Raw genomic sequence first — 14,310 nt, forward strand, 5'->3', positions numbered from 1 at the left:
CGCGGTGGCTTCCTCCTCCTCCCTGAAGCCGCCGCGACCTCATACCGGCCTTGGACGCCGGAACGCGGATACATCCAGGTCTCTTCTCCTCCCTGACCCTGGATGTTGAAAGCGCGCGGTGGCTTCGTCCTCCTCCCTGAAGCCGCCGCGACCTCATACCGGGCTCAAACCCGGGTTCGAATACATCGGGGCTCTCCTCCTCCCTGTCTCGATGTTGTCATGAACGGCGGTTCCCCTCCTCCTCCCTGGGAACCGCCGTTTTTTGTTTTTGAGCAAGAGTGGTAGACTGGCGGTATCTGCAGCCAGGGAGTTCAAGATGCCCGCCTATTTCTTTGCACAGCTGAACATCCACGACCCCGAAGGGTACCAGGAGTACCTAAAGGGGTTCATGCCGATCTTTGAGCGACACCAGGGGCGCATGCTTACGGTTTCATCCAAAACCGTCGACCGTGTCGAAGGGGAATGGCCCGAGGGCGGTGTGGTGTTGATGGAGTTTCCAGACCTGGAAACCGCCTATGCGTGGAAAAACGACCCCGAATATGTCAAGCTTGCGCGCATTCGGCACGCAACGGCTTCAACCAACGCAATCATAGTAGACGGGCTTTAGAACGGCACATCGTCGCTGGCGGACAGGAACTTGGCCACGACCTTTTTGGTGCCTGCCTTTTCGAAATCGATCTCAAGCTTGTCGCCCTCAATCCCGATCACCGCGCCGTATCCAAATTTCTGGTGAAACACGCGCTCGCCAAGCGTGAAGCTGGATACCGCGTTCAGATCAATCACCGTGTTACGGCTTTCCTTGGGTTGCGACAGGCCCCGCTGCCCCTGCCGGGCCTGCAGGCGCTTCCAGCCCGGAGAGTTGTAGACATTCGCCTCGGCCGCGCGCGTTTCGATGCCTTGAGAACTGACGCCGCCCGCACCACCACCATACAGGCCGGATGGGGTTAGGACATCAACGTGATCCTCTGGCAGTTCATCGACAAATCGCGATGGCATGGAGTTCTGCCATTGCCCGAACACCCGCCGATTGGCTGCGAAGGAGATCGTGCACAACTCTTCGGCGCGGGTGATGCCCACGTAAGCCAGGCGGCGTTCCTCTTCGAGGCCCTTGAGACCGGATTCGTCCATCGAACGCTGCGAGGGGAACAGGCCATCCTCCCACCCTGGCAAAAAGACGGCCGGGAATTCCAAGCCCTTGGCCGCGTGCAGGGTCATGATCGACACCTTGGCGCCATCTGATTCCTGCTCGTTGTCCATCACCAGGCTGACATGTTCCAGGAACCCTTGCAGGTTCTCGAAATTGTCGAGCTGGTTCACCAGTTCCTTGAGGTTCTCCAGCCGCCCCGGTGCTTCGGGCGTTTTGGTGTTCTGCCACATGGTCGTATAGCCGGATTCGTCCAGGATGATCTGGGCCAGCTCGATGTGGCTGACCTCGGGCTGGCCAAACGCCAACTGCGGCTCGACCCCGTCGTCGATCACCTCATCTTCATTGGCCTCGATCACAGGTCCGCGGGTCATCGACCGCCAGCGGGCCAGATCTTCGACCAGTTTACGCAAGGCACCTGCGCCCTTGCCCTTGATCAACCCTTGCTCCAGCGCAATCCGCGCGCCATCGACCAATGACACCCCGCTTGAGCGCGCTGCAATCTGAATGGTTTGCTGCGCCTTGTCGCCCAGGCCACGCTTGGGTGTGTTGACGATACGTTCGAATGCCAGATCATCGTCGGGCGAGACCACCAACCGGAAATACGCCATGGCATCGCGAATCTCCAACCGCTCATAGAACCGCGGGCCGCCGATCACCCGGTACGGCAGACCAATGGTCAGAAACCGGTCCTCGAACGCGCGCATCTGGTGCGAGGCGCGCACGAGAATCGCAATATCATCCAGGCTGAAAGAGCGCATGCCGCGGGTGCCGCCTTGCATGGCGTCAATCTCTTCGCCAATCCAACGCGCCTCTTCCTCGCCGTCCCAATGGCCGATCAGACGAACCTTTTCGCCCTCATCGGCTTCGGTCCAAAGCTCTTTGCCCAATCGGTCCGCGTTGCCGCGAATGACGTTCGAAGCAGCGGCCAGGATATGCGGGGTCGATCGATAGTTCTGTTCCAGCCGCACCACGTGGGCGCCCGGGAAGTCCTTTTCAAAGCGCAGGATGTTGCCAACCTCGGCCCCACGCCAGCCATAGATCGACTGATCGTCATCGCCGACACAACAGATGTTCTTGTGTGCCCCCGCCAGCAGCCGCAGCCACAGATACTGGGCCACGTTGGTATCCTGATATTCGTCCACCATGATGTAGCGGAACCAGCGCTGATACTGCTCGAGCACGTCCGGATGCGCTTGGAAGATCGTGACGACATGCAAGAGCAGATCGCCGAAATCGACCGCGTTGAGCTCCTTCAGGCGGGTTTGGTACTGCGCGTATAGTTCCACGCCTTTGTTGTTATAGGCCGCGGCATCACCTGCGGGCACCTTGCCCGGTGTCAGTGCGCGGTTCTTCCAGCCGTCGATCACATTCAACAACAGCCGCGCAGGCCAGCGTTTGTCGTCGATCCCTGCCGCCTGCACCAGCTGTTTGATCAGGCGCAGCTGGTCGTCGGTATCCAGAATCGTGAAGTTCGACTTGAGCCCCGCAAGCTCGGCATGGCGGCGCAGCAGCTTGACGCAGATCGAGTGGAACGTGCCCAGCCACGGCATCCCTTCGGCCGGTTGCCCCAGCATACGGCCAACGCGGTTCTTCATCTCGCGCGCGGCTTTATTGGTAAAGGTCACCGCCAGAATCTCGTTCGGGCGCGCCTTGTGCGTGTTGAGCAGATGCACGATGCGCGTGGTCAACGCCTTGGTCTTGCCTGTGCCGGCACCAGCCAGCATCAGCACCGGTCCATCCAGCATCTCGACCGCTTCGCGCTGCGCCGGGTTGAGGTCGTCCAAATACGGCACAGGCCGCGCGGCCATGGCGCGCGCGGACAAGGATGGCTGCTGTGCGGCGCCTTCAAAGGCGTCCATTTCATCGAAACTGCTCATACCCGCAAAGTAATTCGGAATTTACCAGAGGGAAAGGGTTTGTTCACGTCCTGTTCGCAATAACCGTGCAATTTATGCAGAATTTGCACGATCCTGTGTTCCGGTGAGAGCGGGCTACAGGCCGATCGTTAACCTCATATCAATCTCTGTTTCACATGGTCTCAGATGGAAATACGGGAGCGCGGAACGATGACGACGGAATACAAGGCTTTGGCTGCACAGCAGTTGAAGTGGGCCAGCGCGGGCATTTTGCTAATTGCAATGATCGTGACGGCCGCATGGGGTGTCTACACTCTACCAACCCCGATCGTCGACGGCATGCTCGAAGCGGACATTCGCAAACAGTCCGAAATGTGGAAGCGCCGTGTGTTGCTGCATATTGAAAGCCCCGAGGCAACGTTTCAAACCAGTTTGATGGATGCTCATGATCAGGAGTTCCTGGAACTCATGCCCGAAGCTTCGGATGTGTACCGGTTCAAACTCTTCCACGCTGACGGCACTGTATTCTGGTCCACCCGGCCGTCGGACATCGGCTCGACCAACACCAAATCCTACTTTTCCAGCACTTTGAAGAACGGCGAGGTCTACTATACCCATGAGGAGGTACCGGCCTCGGAAATCGACGATTTGATCCTGCATTCCGGCCTGGTTGATACGAGAATGGATCACCATGTGGCCGAAGTGTTCGTTCCAGTCATGCAAAACAACAAATTTCTGGGCGCGATCGAGTTCTACACCGACATCACTGAGCTGCGTGAAACCTTCATCTGGCGGGTTCGATTGCTGCTTGGCGCGTTGTGCGGTGTCGCTCTGACCGCGATGACCATTGTGACTTTGGTGCTGTTTCGCACCAACCGCAATCAGGTCAACGCGCTGCGTGCCCGCTCACAAAACGAACGCGAGCTGATGGACGAGCAACTGCGCCTGGCGCGCGAGGTTCGTCTGTTGGGAGAGTTGAATGAATGGCTGCAATCCAGCCGATCTCTGGAAGAGCTGTTCGACATGGTTGCCAAGTTCATGACGCATATTCTGCCCGATGCCGAGGGGAGTGTTTACGTCTACTCCAACTCACGCGACGTGTTGGACGGCAGCGCCAGTTGGAATGGCGGCACGCATAAGGACCATATCCATCCCGATGGCTGTTGGGGGCTGCGTCGCGGACGGACCTACGAGTATGGCGCCACCGAGGTGGATTTTGTCTGCGAACACGCCGAGCCGCACGATGGTCGACCCTACTTCTGCTTTCCGATCCTGGCGCATGGGGAAACTGTTGGCCTGATGCATTTGCGGTCGCAACATGACAGCGAAGAGCAGTTTGCCCAGAACAAGAAACTGGCCCAGATGTGCGCGGAACAGATCAGCATGGCCATCGCAAATGTGCGGATGCGCGACCAACTGCACGACCAATCCGTGCGGGACCCGCTCACCGGCCTGTACAACCGACGCCACATGACCGATCAACTGCGCAAACTGATTTCGCGCAGCCAGGCCAGCGGAGCGCCGGTCAGCTTGATCGCGGTCGACGTGGATCACTTCAAGAAGTTCAATGACAACCACGGTCACGATGCAGGCGACATGGTGCTGCGCGCCGTGGGATCGGTACTGCAGCAATCCTGTGACGGCGATGAAATTGCGTGCCGCATGGGCGGTGAGGAATTCACCCTGATCTTGCCCGGCAGCAGCCCGTCCGAAGTGCAGGGCCGCGCCGAAAAACTGCGTAAAGCGGTCGAGGACATCGCCGTACGTTACGGAGAGAAGACACTGCCGCGCATCACGATTTCCCTTGGGATCGCGCATTACCCGACCCACGGCACCATGCCTCAGGACCTGATGCGCTCAGCAGATGACGCGCTTTATGACGCCAAGGCCAAAGGGCGCAATCAGGTGCGCATCGCGGCCTTGGCGCATCAGGCCGAAGACAACAAAGAACACCCTCAAATCGCGGCGGAATAAAGCCAGGCGCTTGCAGAATCGCCCGTTGCAGCCGATCAATCGGCATGGATCTGCACAGCACCTATCCCGGCGTCATGGACTTGAAGTGGCGCGCCAAGCGCAGGCTTCCCAAGTTTGTTTGGGAATACCTGGACAGCGGCACGGGGGGCGAAGCCACCAAAGCCCGTAACCGAAAGGCGCTCGACCGGATCGGGTTTGATCCTTCGATCTTGCATGGCGCCCTGGAATGCGACCTGTCGACCCGCCTGCTGGGGCAGGAGTTCCACCTGCCCTTTGGCGTCGCCCCGATCGGCATGTCCGGCCTGATCTGGCCCGGGGCCGAACCGCTGCTGGCGCGGGCCGCCGCCCAGGCCGGGGTGCCCTATACGCTGTCGACCGTGGCCAGCCGCAGCCCCGAAGAGCTGGCGCCGCACCTAGGATCGCATGCCTGGTTCCAACTGTATCCGCCCAAAAGCCCCGAAATCCGCCAAGATGTCTTGAACCGCGCCCGTGATGCAGGGTTTTCTACGCTGGTGCTGACCGTGGACATACCGGTTGCTTCGCGCCGCGAACGTCAGACGCGCTCGGGGCTGACACAGCCGCCCAAGCTGTCCCCGCGCCTGCTGGCCCAGATCGCACGGCGTCCCGCCTGGGCCATAGGCATGATGCAAGAAGTGATCCGGGATGGCATGCCGCGTATGCGAACACTGGACAAATACGTCACCAAGCAGCTGAACCTGCCCCCCACTGCGCACATCGGATACCTGCTGCGCACCTCACCGGACATGGACTACGTCAAATGGCTACGCGATCATTGGGACGGTCCATTTATCATCAAGGGCGTGATGCGCGCCGAGGACGCCGAGCCTCTGGAGCGTGCAGGCATCGATGCCCTATGGGTGTCAAATCATGCGGGCCGTCAGTTTGACGGGGCTCCTGCTTCGATTGAAGCTTTGCCTGCAATCCGGGCCGCGACACAGCTGCCGCTCATCTTTGACAGTGGTGTCGAGAGCGGCTTGGACATCCTGCGCGCCATCGCCTCTGGCGCCGATTTCGTGATGCTGGGGCGAGCGGTTCACTTTGCACTTGCAGCATTGGGCGCATGCGGACCGGCCCATGTGATCGATGTGCTGAAACAGGACCTGATCGCCAATATGGGCCAGATCGGAGCGCCCTCCCTTTCGGATTTGCCACCACACCGAATCCTTCCAGAGCTGACCTGAAGACGAAACCAATCACTGCACTGCAGAAAAAACGGCGTTTGCGAGCGATAACATGCCGGTTCTACCCAGAACTACCCATATACGTATGCTTATTGTCCGCCTAAAACCCACGCCCAACGAAGAGAGCCGGGACTTGCCATGACAGACTTTAGAAAAATCCTGATCGCGAACCGCGGGGAGATTGCGATCCGCGTGATGCGGGCCGCCAATGAGATGGGCAAGAAGACGGTTGCCGTCTTTGCCGAAGAGGACAAGCTGGGCTTGCACCGGTTCAAGGCGGATGAGGCCTATCGCATTGGTGAGGGCATGGGGCCGGTTGCCGCGTACCTGAGCATCGACGAGATTATTCGTGTGGCCAAAGAAAGCGGTGCGGATGCGATCCACCCCGGCTATGGCTTGCTGTCGGAAAACCCCGACTTCGTGGATGCCTGCACAAAGAACGGCATCACCTTCATCGGGCCGAAGGCAGAAACCATGCGCGCGCTTGGGGACAAGGCCAGCGCCCGTCGCGTTGCCATTGAGGCAGGTGTTCCGGTCATCCCGGCGACTGAGGTTCTGGGCGATGACATGAATGCGATCCGGGCCGAGGCGGCCGAGGTTGGCTATCCGCTAATGCTGAAAGCGTCCTGGGGCGGTGGTGGTCGCGGCATGCGTCCGATCCACGGGCCGGATGAGTTGGAAGAAAAGGTGCTTGAGGGCCGCCGCGAGGCTGAAGCCGCCTTTGGCAATGGCGAGGGCTATCTTGAAAAGATGATCACCCGCGCCCGCCACGTCGAAGTGCAGATCCTGGGCGACAAGCATGGCGAGATCTATCACCTTTATGAGCGTGACTGTTCGGTTCAGCGCCGCAACCAGAAGGTGGTTGAGCGCGCACCTGCCCCGTATCTGACCGAAGAGCAACGCGCCGAGATCTGCGAACTGGGCCGCAAAATCTGCGCCCACGTGAACTATGAATGTGCGGGCACTGTAGAATTCCTGATGGATATGGCCTCGGGTAAGTTTTACTTCATCGAAGTAAACCCCCGCGTGCAGGTGGAACATACAGTCACCGAAGAGGTGACCGGCATCGACATCGTGCAGGCACAGATCCTGATTGCCGAGGGCAAACCCCTGGCCGAGGCCACCGGCAAGGCCGCACAGGATGAAGTCCAGTTGAACGGCCATGCCTTGCAGACCCGTGTGACGACCGAAGATCCGCTCAACAACTTCATCCCCGATTATGGCCGCATCACCGCTTATCGCTCGGCCACCGGCATGGGTATTCGCCTGGACGGAGGCACCGCTTACGCGGGCGGCGTGATCACACGGTATTACGACTCGCTGCTGACCAAAGTCACAGCCTGGGCCCCGACGCCAGAAAAGGCGATTGCCCGGATGGACCGCGCGCTGCGCGAATTCCGCGTACGCGGTGTCAGCACCAACATCGCCTTTGTCGAGAACCTGCTGAAGCACCCGACCTTCCTGTCGAACGAATACACCACCAAATTCATCGACGAGACGCCGGATCTGTTCGACTTCAAACGTCGTCGTGACCGGGGCACCAAGGTGCTGACCTACATCGCCGACATCACGGTTAACGGACACCCCGAAACCAAGGACCGCCCTCTGCCCGCCGCCGATCTGAAGATCCCGCGCTCGCCGGAACGCCGTGCCGAGCCGATGATGGGCACCCGCAACCTGCTGGAACAGAAGGGCCCACAGGCGGTGGCCGACTGGATGAAAGCGCAGCGTCAGCTGTTGATCACCGACACCACCATGCGGGACGGGCATCAGTCGCTGCTGGCAACGCGTATGCGGTCGATCGACATGGTCCGTGTGGCGCCGACATATGCCTCGAACCTGCCGCAGCTCTTCTCGGTCGAATGCTGGGGCGGCGCGACCTTCGATGTGGCGTATCGGTTCCTGCAGGAATGCCCCTGGCAGCGTCTGCGCGATCTGCGCGAGGCGATGCCGAACCTGATGACGCAAATGCTGCTGCGCGGGTCAAACGGTGTGGGTTACACCAATTATCCCGACAACGTTGTGCAAGCCTTCGTCAAGGAAGCGGCCAAGAACATTGACGTTTTCCGTGTCTTCGACAGCCTGAACTGGGTCGAGAACATGCGAGTGGCGATGGACGCAGTGATCGAGCAGAACAAGATCTGTGAAGGCACCGTCTGCTACACCGGCGACATCCTGAACCCCGAGCGCTCCAAGTATGACCTGAAATACTATGTCGCCATGGGCAAGGAACTGCGCGATGCCGGGGCGCATGTTCTGGGCCTGAAAGATATGGCCGGTCTCTTGAAGCCCGCCGCTGCCCGCGTGCTCATCAAGGCGCTGAAAGAGGAAGTTGGCCTGCCTATTCACTTCCACACGCACGACACGGCGGGCATCGCCTCCGCGACCATCCTGGCTGCCGCAGAGGCGGGCGTGGATGCGGTCGATTGCGCGATGGACAGCTTCTCGGGCAACACCAGCCAAGCGACGCTGGGATCTGTGGTCGAGGCGCTGCGCAACACCGACCGCGACCCTGGGCTGGACATCAAGGCGATCCGCGAGATCAGCGACTACTTCGAGGCCGTGCGCGGCCAGTACGCGGCCTTCGAGTCGGGACTGCAGGCACCGGCCTCCGAGGTTTATCTGCATGAGATGCCCGGCGGTCAGTTCACCAACCTCAAAGCGCAGGCGCGCTCGCTGGGGCTGGAAGAGCGCTGGCATGAGGTGGCGCAGATGTATGCGGACGTGAACCAGATGTTCGGCGATATCGTCAAGGTAACGCCCTCGTCGAAGGTCGTGGGCGACATGGCACTGATGATGGTGAGCCAGGGGCTGAGCCGCGATGACGTCGAAAACCCCGGCACTGATGTGGCCTTCCCGGATTCGGTGATCGACATGATGCGCGGCAATCTGGGTCAACCTCCGGGTGGCTTCCCCGACGCCATCGTAGGCAAGGCGCTGAAGGGCGAAGCGCCCAACACCGAGCGTCCGGGCAAACATCTAGAGCCCGTCGACCTGGATGCGCTGCGCGCCCAGATCTCGAAAGAACTGGAAGGCAAGGTGGTCGATGACGAGGATCTGAACGGATATCTGATGTATCCCAAGGTCTTCATGGACTACATGGGCCGCCATCGCACCTATGGGCCGGTGCGCGCCCTGCCAACCAAGACCTTCTTCTACGGCATGGAGCCGGGTGAAGAGATCACGGCGGAAATCGATCCGGGCAAGACGCTGGAAATCCGACTGCAAGCCTTGGGCGAGACCGACGAGAACGGCGAAGTGAAGGTGTTCTTTGAACTCAACGGCCAGCCCCGCGTGATCCGGGTGCCGAACCGACTGGTCAAATCCTCGACCATCCAGCGGCCCAAGGCCGAGGCGGGCAATGCCGACCACATCGGCGCGCCAATGCCGGGTGTTGTGGCCAGCGTTGCGGTGCAGGCAGGCCAGCAGGTGAACGAAGGCGATCTGCTGCTGACCATCGAAGCGATGAAGATGGAAACAGGCATCCACGCCGAGCGGTCCGCCACCGTCAAGGCGCTGCATGTACAGCCAGGTGGCCAGATCGACGCAAAGGACCTCCTCATCGAACTGGAGTAATCCAGATCAACTCGATTGCGCGCTGTCCCGGTCTTTGACTGGGGCAGCGTTTTTTGTTTGCGCACTTGAGACTTAGGACAGCACTGAGACCTTGATTGCAACAGGAGGCTGAAGGATCGGCAAATCCTCGGGCTGGGTGGCATCCTGGGCCGGATTGAACGCCGCGAAGGAGCCGATTGCGGCCAACAGCCCCGCTGTCATGAAGAATTTTCCCGAAACCATGGGAGACCTCGTCCAACTGTGAAAGGGGTTGGTTCAGTTTGGGTGAAACGGGTGAACAAAGCCTTTCCGTCGAAACGAATAATTTTGGCTTTTCTTCACTTTTGCTCTTGCGGTGCGGCCCCAGAAATTCTAATTCACGCCTCACTCAAGGAGGCGGGCGTAGCTCAGGGGTAGAGCATAACCTTGCCAAGGTTAGGGTCGGGCGTTCGAATCGCCTCGCCCGCTCCATTGAGAACCGGATCACCCATCCGGGCACAGACTTGATAGTGCGGGCGTAGCTCAGGGGTAGAGCATAACCTTGCCAAGGTTAGGGTCGGGCGTTCGAATCGCCTCGCCCGCTCCATCAAGATCCGGATCACCCATCCGGAGACAAAAGATATAGGTTGCGGGCGTAGCTCAGGGGTAGAGCATAACCTTGCCAAGGTTAGGGTCGGGCGTTCGAATCGCCTCGCCCGCTCCAATATCTTCTCTCTCTTTCACTTGATTGGTGACTTGGCGGCGACAGACGTTTTGCGTCATGCTTGGGGCGTTCAATCCTCAAGGTGCTTTCAATGTCCACAGACTATGCCATCCGCCCCCTTACCCCTGACGAAGTGCTGATCGCCGTGGATTGGGCCGCGCGCGAGGGGTGGAACCCGGGGCTGTCAGATGCTCGGTGTTTTCTGTCCGTAGATGCGGACGGGTTCTGGGGTGGATTTCTGAACGGAGAATTAATCGCCACGATTTCGGTGGTGAATTATGACGCTCAATTCGCCTTTCTGGGTTTCTATATCGTGCACCCCGATCATCGTGGACAAGGGTACGGACTGCGCCTGTGGCAGGCTGCAACAGCGCATGCGGGCGACCGTCTGATTGGCCTGGACGGTGTACAGGAAGAGCAGGCAAACTATGCCAAATCCGGGTTTCAGCTGGCCTATCGCAACATTCGCTTTGGCGGGCCGATCCGAGAGGCGCTGAAGGGCTTACCGGACGGGGAGCAATCAACTTCTTTGAACGAATTGACGGCAGAGGTGGAGGCGTTTGACCGGGCGGCCTTCCCTGCCCCGCGCTCGAAATTCCTGAGCCATTGGCTGACTGCCGAAGGCCATGTTGCACGGGCGCTCTACCTGGATAACGAACTGCGTGGCTATGGCGTCATTCGGCCCTGCCGCAGCGGTTTCAAGATCGGGCCTGTGATTGCGGATGATGCAGAGATCGCGCGCGCGCTTACGAGCGCGCTCCTACGGGCTGTACCTGACACAGTTCACGATCAGGACGTGTTTCTGGACGTGCCGGAACCGAATTCTGCAGCGGGTGAGCTCGCGCGAGACATGGGCCTGACGCCTGTGTTTGAAACCGCGCGCATGTACACAGGTCCGGCCCCAAAGATTGCTGTGGACCGGATCTTTGGTGTGACAACGTTTGAGTTGGGATAAGCCTTAGAACGCTTTGAACGTCATCGTGGTCAGGGACCGTTCGATGTTTGGGATCACCAACAGGTGTTCGTTGATATAGTGGCCCACGTCCTGGTCCTCGGGGATGTAGAGCTTGAGCAGCAAGTCGTATTCGCCGCTGGTCGAATAGAGCTCGGAGTGGATTTCGCGCAGGGCGATATCCTCGGCCACCTTGTAGGTCGAGCCTGGTTTGCAGCGGATCTGGATAAAGACACAAGTGGCCATTTGGGCGCCCTTTTTCGGGGGATTTGTTCTGCCGCCAAGCTGCCATGCGGTGCAGGCAGGCGCAATCCCCTGCTGCCGCGGTGTTTTGCGCAACACTTGTGTCGCAGGTCGCGCGCGCGGGGTGGCAATGCGCGCCCTGTTTTGCCTATAAGCGCCTCTGTGATCATCAGGGAACAAACGCCATGCGCCGCGCTACCATCACCCGCCAGACCGCCGAGACCGAGATTTCGGTCGAGATCAATCTTGACGGCACCGGAGCTTATGACAACCAGACCGGCGTCGGGTTCTTTGATCACATGCTGGATCAGCTGGCGCGTCATTCCCTGATCGACATGACGATCCGCGCCAAGGGTGATTATCACATCGACGATCACCACACGGTCGAAGACACCGGAATTGCCCTGGGTCAGGCTTTGACCGCCGCACTTGGCGACAAGAAGGGCATCAATCGCTATGGCGAATGCCACCTGCCGATGGATGATGCCCAGGTGCGCTGTGCGCTGGATCTGTCGGCGCGCCCCTTTCTGATCTGGAACGTGGACCTGCCAACGCAGAAAATCGGCGCGTTTGATACCGAATTGGTGCGGGAGTTCTTTCAGGCCTTCAGCACCCATGGCGGTATCACGCTGCACATCGATCAGTTGCATGGGTTCAACAGCCACCACATCGCCGAGGCCGCGTTCAAGGCGGTGGCGCGTGCGCTCCGCATCGCAGTCGAGACCGATCCGCGCAAAGCGGATGCGATCCCATCCACCAAAGGTGCGTTGTAAGTGCGCACAGCGCGCTGAATTTGGAACAACAAGAAGAACTGGGACCACGTGATGCTGACCGCGATCATTGATTACGAATCGGGCAACCTGCATTCGGCGGAAAAGGCGTTTCAGCGTATGGCCCGCGAGACGGACGCGGGCGAGGTTGTGGTGACCTCGGACGCCGACGTCGTGGCGCAGGCCGATCGGCTGGTATTGCCCGGCGACGGTGCGTTCCCGGCCTGCGCTGCCGAGCTGCGTGGGCACAAGGGCATCTATGACGCCATGGTCGAAGCGGTCGAGATCAAGGGCCGCCCCTTCCTGGGCATCTGCGTGGGCATGCAACTGATGGCCTCCAAGGGACATGAGTACCGCGAGACCGACGGTCTGGACTGGATCGCAGGCGATGTGGTCAGGATCGAACCTGCGGATGCATCGCTGAAAGTGCCTCACATGGGGTGGAATGATCTGGTCATCGATCATCCCCACCCGGTGTTTGACGGTGTTGAAACCGGCGATCACACCTATTTCGTTCACTCCTACCATTTCCGCGTGACCAACCCGGCCGAGCGTTTGGCCCATGTGGATTATGCGGGCGATGTGACGGCGGTGATCGGTCGGGACACGATGGTGGGCATGCAGTTCCACCCCGAGAAAAGTCAGGCCACAGGCCTGCGCCTGATCGCGAACTTTCTGAACTGGGCGCCTTAAACCCCGACCTGCGTGAACTTTACACTTTGGATGGCGCTGATTCTGCGCCTAGGGTTGCGCATTGGAATGCCCAAGGACCAAAGTCATGTTCAAAAAAGCCATTTTCGCCACCACTTCTGCGGCGTTTCTTGCTGGATGCCAGCCCGATGCCGAAGGGATCGAAGATGTCATCAACGGCTACAACTTCATCAGGCTGAACCCACCCACAACCCTCTATCAACCCGGCAGTCTGGTCCATCGCGTCAACTATGACCCGCGCGACCGCGCGCCGGATGACGCCTCTCTCGGGTTTTTGTGCAATCCCAAGTATTCAACCGATTTGTATGAGGACGCGCCATTGCGCAGCGAGACGGAATCCAAACAGGTTTCGCGCCGCTTGTCGGGCTCATTCTCGGTCTCACCGGTGACTTTGGGCCAGGTGTTCAATCTGGGCGCAACGGCGGCTGCGGCAAAAACGGTCCAAGTCTCGCTCAGGGATGCCACGGTGTCGACCTATGCTCTGGACGATCTCGCCCGCATCAGGGCAGGCCTTGGCCCCCATTGCCAGGCAACCCTGCAAAAGAACATCCGCAAACAGAACGCCTATCAGATCCAGAAGATTCTGACCGCCAATGTCAGCTTCAAGGTCACGTTCGACACCAGCCTGAGTGCCGAGGTTCGCGCCGCCGCGATTGCGGAACTGGGCGAGATCGGCGCCACCCTGGAAAAAAGCGACGAGGTCGAGGTTACGGGTGACGCGCTGATTTATGGGATCCACTGGGAGCACCTGGCCCCGCCAGTGGAGGGGTGAAGGATCACTTCACCCGCTTCCAATCTTGACCGCGGCAGATCAGGCCACCCGCAACGCAACCTTTGACGGTCAGCGTATTACCGCTGAGTGACATCTTGGAACTGTAGGTCTTGTCCGAATCCGGGGCCCAGATCTTGCCACCGGAATATGCGCCGCCACCGTCGGCGGTCATGTCCCAGATGATCTGCTTACCCAGATTTTCATATTCAGGAGACATGTTGCCGTTTGCGTCAAAGGCAGTGTTGATGGTGCCGCAGATGGCGCTGCCACAGGGCGCGATACCGACGTGCAGATATCCGCCCTCTTCGCCCTCGGCGGTTTTCCAGATGCCAGCAACCGGATCAGCTGCGGCCATACCAGCCAGCCCCAGCCCAAGAGCCATGCTCAGGATCAGTTTCTTCATGATGCGTTTCTCCCTGTTTTGC

12 protein-coding genes and 3 tRNA genes are annotated in these 14,310 nt (G+C 59.6%); 11 read left to right on the forward strand and 4 right to left on the reverse strand.

Annotated features, from left to right (window positions below):
* Positions 1-316 precede the first annotated feature (316 nt).
* Complete coding sequence (locus tag TRM7615_RS04385; RefSeq protein ID WP_108785695.1) at positions 317-607, forward strand: DUF1330 domain-containing protein; 291 nt, start codon at positions 317-319, stop codon at positions 605-607.
* Here the strand turns inward: TRM7615_RS04385 and TRM7615_RS04390 are convergent.
* On the reverse strand, positions 604-3,024 hold the full coding sequence (locus TRM7615_RS04390) for an ATP-dependent helicase (protein WP_108785696.1): 2,421 nt from the start codon (positions 3,022-3,024) through the stop codon (positions 604-606). The two genes, TRM7615_RS04385 and TRM7615_RS04390, sit on opposite strands and share 4 nt — an antisense overlap.
* 189 nt (positions 3,025-3,213) lie before the next feature.
* Between TRM7615_RS04390 and TRM7615_RS04395 the strand changes: the two genes are divergently transcribed.
* The 3 genes from TRM7615_RS04395 to TRM7615_RS04405 all read left to right on the forward strand — a co-directional run bounded on the left by TRM7615_RS04395 (position 3,214) and on the right by TRM7615_RS04405 (position 9,755).
* A complete protein-coding gene (locus tag TRM7615_RS04395) occupies positions 3,214-4,977 on the forward strand; it encodes a sensor domain-containing diguanylate cyclase (protein WP_108785697.1) in 1,764 nt (587 codons plus the stop codon).
* 44 nt (positions 4,978-5,021) lie between these two features.
* Entirely contained in the window at positions 5,022-6,179 is a 1,158-nt protein-coding gene (locus tag TRM7615_RS04400; protein ID WP_108785698.1) for an alpha-hydroxy acid oxidase, read from the forward strand.
* A gap of 138 nt (positions 6,180-6,317) precedes the next feature.
* Positions 6,318-9,755 (forward strand): pyruvate carboxylase, encoded by a 3,438-nt coding sequence (locus TRM7615_RS04405; protein WP_108785699.1) that lies wholly within the window; start codon positions 6,318-6,320, stop codon positions 9,753-9,755.
* A 72-nt stretch (positions 9,756-9,827) separates the two neighbouring features.
* Here the strand turns inward: TRM7615_RS04405 and TRM7615_RS25460 are convergent, their stop codons facing one another.
* Positions 9,828-9,977 carry a hypothetical protein gene (locus TRM7615_RS25460; RefSeq protein WP_165821363.1) on the reverse strand — a complete coding sequence of 50 codons (150 nt, stop codon included), beginning with the start codon at positions 9,975-9,977 and terminating at the stop codon, positions 9,828-9,830.
* Positions 9,978-10,130: 153 nt separating this feature from the next.
* Between TRM7615_RS25460 and TRM7615_RS04410 the strand changes: the two genes are divergently transcribed.
* The 4 genes from TRM7615_RS04410 (at position 10,131) to TRM7615_RS04425 (ending at position 11,392) form a co-directional block, all read left to right on the forward strand.
* Positions 10,131-10,205 (forward strand) — tRNA-Gly (locus TRM7615_RS04410).
* 40 nt (positions 10,206-10,245) lie between these two features.
* Positions 10,246-10,320, forward strand: a tRNA-Gly gene (locus TRM7615_RS04415).
* Positions 10,321-10,362: 42 nt separating this feature from the next.
* Positions 10,363-10,437, forward strand: a tRNA-Gly gene (locus tag TRM7615_RS04420).
* Positions 10,438-10,528: 91 nt separating this feature from the next.
* Complete coding sequence (locus TRM7615_RS04425) at positions 10,529-11,392, forward strand: GNAT family N-acetyltransferase (protein WP_108785700.1); 864 nt, start codon at positions 10,529-10,531, stop codon at positions 11,390-11,392.
* A 3-nt stretch (positions 11,393-11,395) separates the two neighbouring features.
* Here TRM7615_RS04425 and TRM7615_RS04430 read toward each other — a convergent pair whose 3' ends face one another.
* On the reverse strand, positions 11,396-11,635 hold the full coding sequence (locus TRM7615_RS04430; RefSeq protein ID WP_085795040.1) for an Lrp/AsnC ligand binding domain-containing protein: 240 nt from the start codon (positions 11,633-11,635) through the stop codon (positions 11,396-11,398).
* 182 nt (positions 11,636-11,817) lie between these two features.
* Here TRM7615_RS04430 and hisB point away from each other — a divergent pair, with 182 nt between their 5' ends.
* The 3 genes from hisB to TRM7615_RS04445 all read left to right on the forward strand — a co-directional run bounded on the left by hisB (position 11,818) and on the right by TRM7615_RS04445 (position 13,885).
* Positions 11,818-12,405, forward strand: coding sequence for an imidazoleglycerol-phosphate dehydratase HisB (hisB, locus tag TRM7615_RS04435; protein WP_108785701.1), 588 nt, complete (start codon positions 11,818-11,820; stop codon positions 12,403-12,405).
* Between the two features lie 51 nt (positions 12,406-12,456).
* On the forward strand, positions 12,457-13,095 hold the full coding sequence (gene hisH / locus TRM7615_RS04440) for an imidazole glycerol phosphate synthase subunit HisH (RefSeq protein ID WP_108785702.1): 639 nt from the start codon (positions 12,457-12,459) through the stop codon (positions 13,093-13,095).
* 85 nt (positions 13,096-13,180) lie between these two features.
* A complete protein-coding gene (locus TRM7615_RS04445; protein WP_108785703.1) occupies positions 13,181-13,885 on the forward strand; it encodes a hypothetical protein in 705 nt (234 codons plus the stop codon).
* Positions 13,886-13,889: 4 nt separating this feature from the next.
* On the opposite strand, the gene TRM7615_RS04450 is transcribed toward TRM7615_RS04445, so the two are convergent.
* On the reverse strand, positions 13,890-14,288 hold the full coding sequence (locus TRM7615_RS04450; protein ID WP_108785704.1) for a DUF2147 domain-containing protein: 399 nt from the start codon (positions 14,286-14,288) through the stop codon (positions 13,890-13,892).
* Between the last annotated feature and the right edge of the window lie 22 nt (positions 14,289-14,310).

It is taken from the genome of Falsiruegeria mediterranea M17, assembly GCF_900302455.1.
Lineage (GTDB): Bacteria > Pseudomonadota > Alphaproteobacteria > Rhodobacterales > Rhodobacteraceae > Falsiruegeria > Falsiruegeria mediterranea.